Annotated in this window: 2 protein-coding genes; both read left to right on the top strand. The window is 56.2% G+C overall.

Annotated elements, in window-relative coordinates; all coding sequences use genetic code 11:
* Positions 1–163: 163 nt before the first annotated feature.
* Positions 164–1,039 (top strand): host specificity protein, encoded by an 876-nt coding sequence (locus CQ14_RS14770; RefSeq protein ID WP_082649876.1) that lies wholly within the window; start codon positions 164–166, stop codon positions 1,037–1,039.
* A 1,412-nt stretch (positions 1,040–2,451) separates the two neighbouring features.
* Complete coding sequence (locus tag CQ14_RS48235; RefSeq protein WP_156434996.1) at positions 2,452–2,871, top strand: DUF7694 domain-containing protein; 420 nt, start codon at positions 2,452–2,454, stop codon at positions 2,869–2,871.
* Positions 2,872–3,610 lie beyond the last annotated feature (739 nt).

Genomic DNA, 3,610 nt, shown 5'->3' with positions numbered 1-3,610 from the left:
CACCAAATCGGCGTTGTCAGATCAGTCGGCACTGTGAGAAATGCGGGCTAGGATGATGCACCCCGTCTGTGCGTCAGCTTATTGTCAGCTCGCGCGCCTATCATGTCTACAGGTCTTAGTGGGCCAGCACGGTGCAATTTTTGCGATAGGGGGAGCGAACCGCATGGATAGCAGAATCACTGGTTCTTCCAGTCAATTTCCAAGCGGGAGCCAGGCCGATGAATCGGAGCCATTAGCAGATGGCCGGAGGTTTACGGAAGCGCTTGCAGACACGGCGCCTGGTTCGTCCTCGGGGGCGACACGGCCGTACTCCCTCGTTTCCGTACCTCCCATCGATGAGATCGACAGGAAGTCATTCAAGAAAGAGCTGAGAAAGTTTTACGGTGACGACATCAAGCACATAGCCGATAATCCGCTAGAATACTCGGATTTCGTTTCCAACAAGGCTAAGCAAACAGCGATGGTCGCCAGAGCCGGATCCACCGTACAGGATTCGGACGATGCGCGATATTTCAGCTACCAATTGGGTGACAAGAGTGTCGGGCTTCTAAAAACCGAAGGTCGAAGTCGCATGGGAGGGGAGGCGTGGGAGCGGAACTTTCCTGGACGAAAACACGTCTCGTCCGTTGTCGGTCTCCGAGTTACTCATCCGCTCGTTGAGAACGCAGGCGATGTTCTGCTGGAACATCAACTTCGGCTTGACGGCAAGCGGGCATTGGTCATGTCGCGTCCTGCCACCGATGAGGTGCAGCCCCGTCTAGAGCAAATGGGCTTTGTTTACGTGGGAGACAAGGAAGATGACAACGAATATGTGCTTGACCCTAGGCAGCATCCCGACAAGTGGACGCTGAACGAGCAGGGAAAATGGCAGCGGGTGGACAAACCTCAGCTATATCTCTCCAAAGCTGAGAGTAGTGATGACGAAAACGAAGGAAGTGTCGACGAATATTCGGGTGAAGAATACATCGAAACGGATTCGTCGGGGGATGATCCTTCTTGGTACTTCGAACAGCTCAATTTAGGCCCGGGGACTGGCTAGCAGACGTCCCGACGGGTGCGGCTTGGCCTCAAAGTGGCCGACTTCTCGTAGCGGCATGCACCGGGAAGGGGCGCTCCAACGGGAGCGCCCGCCACGCGCGGGTGTGCTCCCCATGCGGCGCGCGAGCGGAATAAATTGGAAGCGTCAGCGGTTCCCGAGTTTGCTGGCAGAGCAGCTTCTTTGGAACCCCTAGTCAGCTGCTCTGAGTGCTTTTTGCGTCATTGGAAACTCTCTGGGATATGGACGCTTCATCGATGCGTTGTGCGAGTCTTGCGGGGCGCTTCGCTGGACGGTCAATTGAGGTGTGCTCCTCGTGACCAGCGACGGGTCAAGCCTAGTGTCGCTGCCGCCTATGCGATCTGCGGCTTCAACGACATTAACCCGGCGCGCTACGGAAGGCGCAAGGGATGAATCAGCCTGGTCTATATCGATGAAAAACACCCGCGCGTGATGCAAGCCAGATCGCGCTGTTCGTTGATCGATACCGCCAATTGTCTGGAGACTTTCGTCGTCGGGCCGAAGAGGGGGCGCTGCTCGGAGCTCCGCTTGCCGCGCCTCATCCGGACATCATCTTCATGGATAGCGAAAGGTCTTGCCGTCGTTGCTGATCTTAGTTTTGCCTGGATGACCATCCGACGCAAGCGGGGGGGGCAATTGCCGAGATGTTACAGCCTACCGCCTGTGCATTGGCGCGGCTGCTCGTTAATCCCTTCATCAGCTGTTTAGCGCTTGGATCACGAGCGATTTCCGACTGAGGCTTGGGGGAGCCTGTGGCTCGTCCGGCCACTTGCCGAACCGTTCACCAGGTTCGCGGGGCTGCGCTGTGCAAGGAGAGAGAAGGCCGTCTCGAAAAATTCGGCCTTCTGATCATCCGATGGTCGCATTCTGCTACGCGGGGGTGCCTGCCCATTCCAAACGAGAAGGCCAGCATCGAAAGAGTTCCTGAATTCGACGGCGGGATCAAGCTCCGAACCGGTCGCCTTGTGAGCAGGCGTTCAACGGGGCTCATTCCATCTGCCGGCCGTGACTGTACTGGAAGAGCAACTGCTTCCGACGGCGCGTTTGCCGTCGTCAAGGGTTCCTAGCCTCGCGAGGCGAGCCGCAGCCGTGGGTTTGCGGCAAGCTTCGAAACCGGGGATGTGGTGAGCTAAAAAAGGAAAGATCTGGTGCTGAAACCAAACTCGACCTTATCCGTACGGAAACGTACGCGTTTTTCTCAATAAAGGTACCGGAGATGCCTGAAAGTTTATCCTGGCCTCACGGGCAGATGCTTTACCGGCTCGACGAAAGCCGAGCATCCGCTTGCATGTGTTTGCCGACATTGGAAGCGGAAGAAGAGAGATGATCTGCATCTGCGGTTTGTTCAGCAGTTTGTTCGAAACCAAATTCATCAGCGAGGCAAAGCAGGGGACGTGAGAGCACAAGTTCTAGAAAAACTCGAGGCCGGCCGCGTACGACATGGCCAATTCGCCAGCGCGCCGGGATCAGGTCCTTGCGGCCTTTTCTTTGTTCAGGGCCCTTGTGGGTGCAGACTCAGGATAGTCGGACTTGTTCGCCCAGGGTGGGAGCATGTCTCCGTCTCCACGCCGCGACGTTGTCCGAACTGGGAGGAGATGTGCTTCGTCAAAGACCTGTTTTGGGATGAAGAGGAGTGCGTGATGCAACTGCATCCGCCTCATTCGCAATACGTAAATAACAGCCGGTACTGTCTGCATCTCTGGAAGCCGACTCGTCAGGACATTCCCGTGCCACCGGCTAGCTTCGTAGGCGTCGTCGGGCTTGGACCCTCTGAAACGGCGATATTGCTTGCACAGATTGGCGGGCTATCGTGAAAGCCGTTTTACTACAACGAATCGGCGCCTCCAACATGGGGCGCTGCCGCACGTATCCAGTACGAACGACGACTGCAATGCAGGGAAAACTCTCTTCAAGACATCTAAGAGGTTTGTTGGGGTTTGTTGGGGAAATTTTCCAGGTCTCTTCGGCTGATCAGCAATGCCCGGAACTCACGCGAAACGATATCGTTGCCGTCGGGAAACTCGTCAGCTTGACGTCAGCTCGCATCCTTAGGGTGCCGATCCGTCAATCGGCGCTGAATGATAACCTTATCACGCATCGAGAAGAGCAGCGAGTTATAGCGAGCATGTCTGGCTCTACGGAGGACACGGCACGTGTGGATTGGGTGCCGTTCTGGTTGCGATCGGTCTTGGATGTAGCCGCATTGTGCTGTGTGGCGTGCCTTTTGATGACGACCGTTATAATGACGAGCCTTTTTGGTGGCGTACTGCTTTTGCTTCATCTGATGCGGCGGGCTCGGTCGGTGCAAATCGCAACGTCTATTGTGGAAGCTGGACCAGATCGCTTTCGAGCGAAAAATGAGAAGCATGTCGGACCGCACCAAGAAGTGGTTGGGTGGCGCACACAAACGCGACCCGCGGCCTCAGGAGATACGATCGAGTAGGACCCGCAGTAGTCGACCGCCTGAAAACAGCAGACCGCGCCACATGAGATGCGCTCCTGTTATAGTCGTCCGTTAAGAAGGCGATTGCAGCGGTGAGCGATCGCTGATGG

This window comes from Bradyrhizobium lablabi (genome assembly GCF_001440475.1).
In the GTDB taxonomy this organism is placed as follows: domain Bacteria; phylum Pseudomonadota; class Alphaproteobacteria; order Rhizobiales; family Xanthobacteraceae; genus Bradyrhizobium; species Bradyrhizobium lablabi.
Note: the sequence above shows the minus strand (reverse complement) of the source record. Positions and strands in the feature narration are given on the sequence as shown.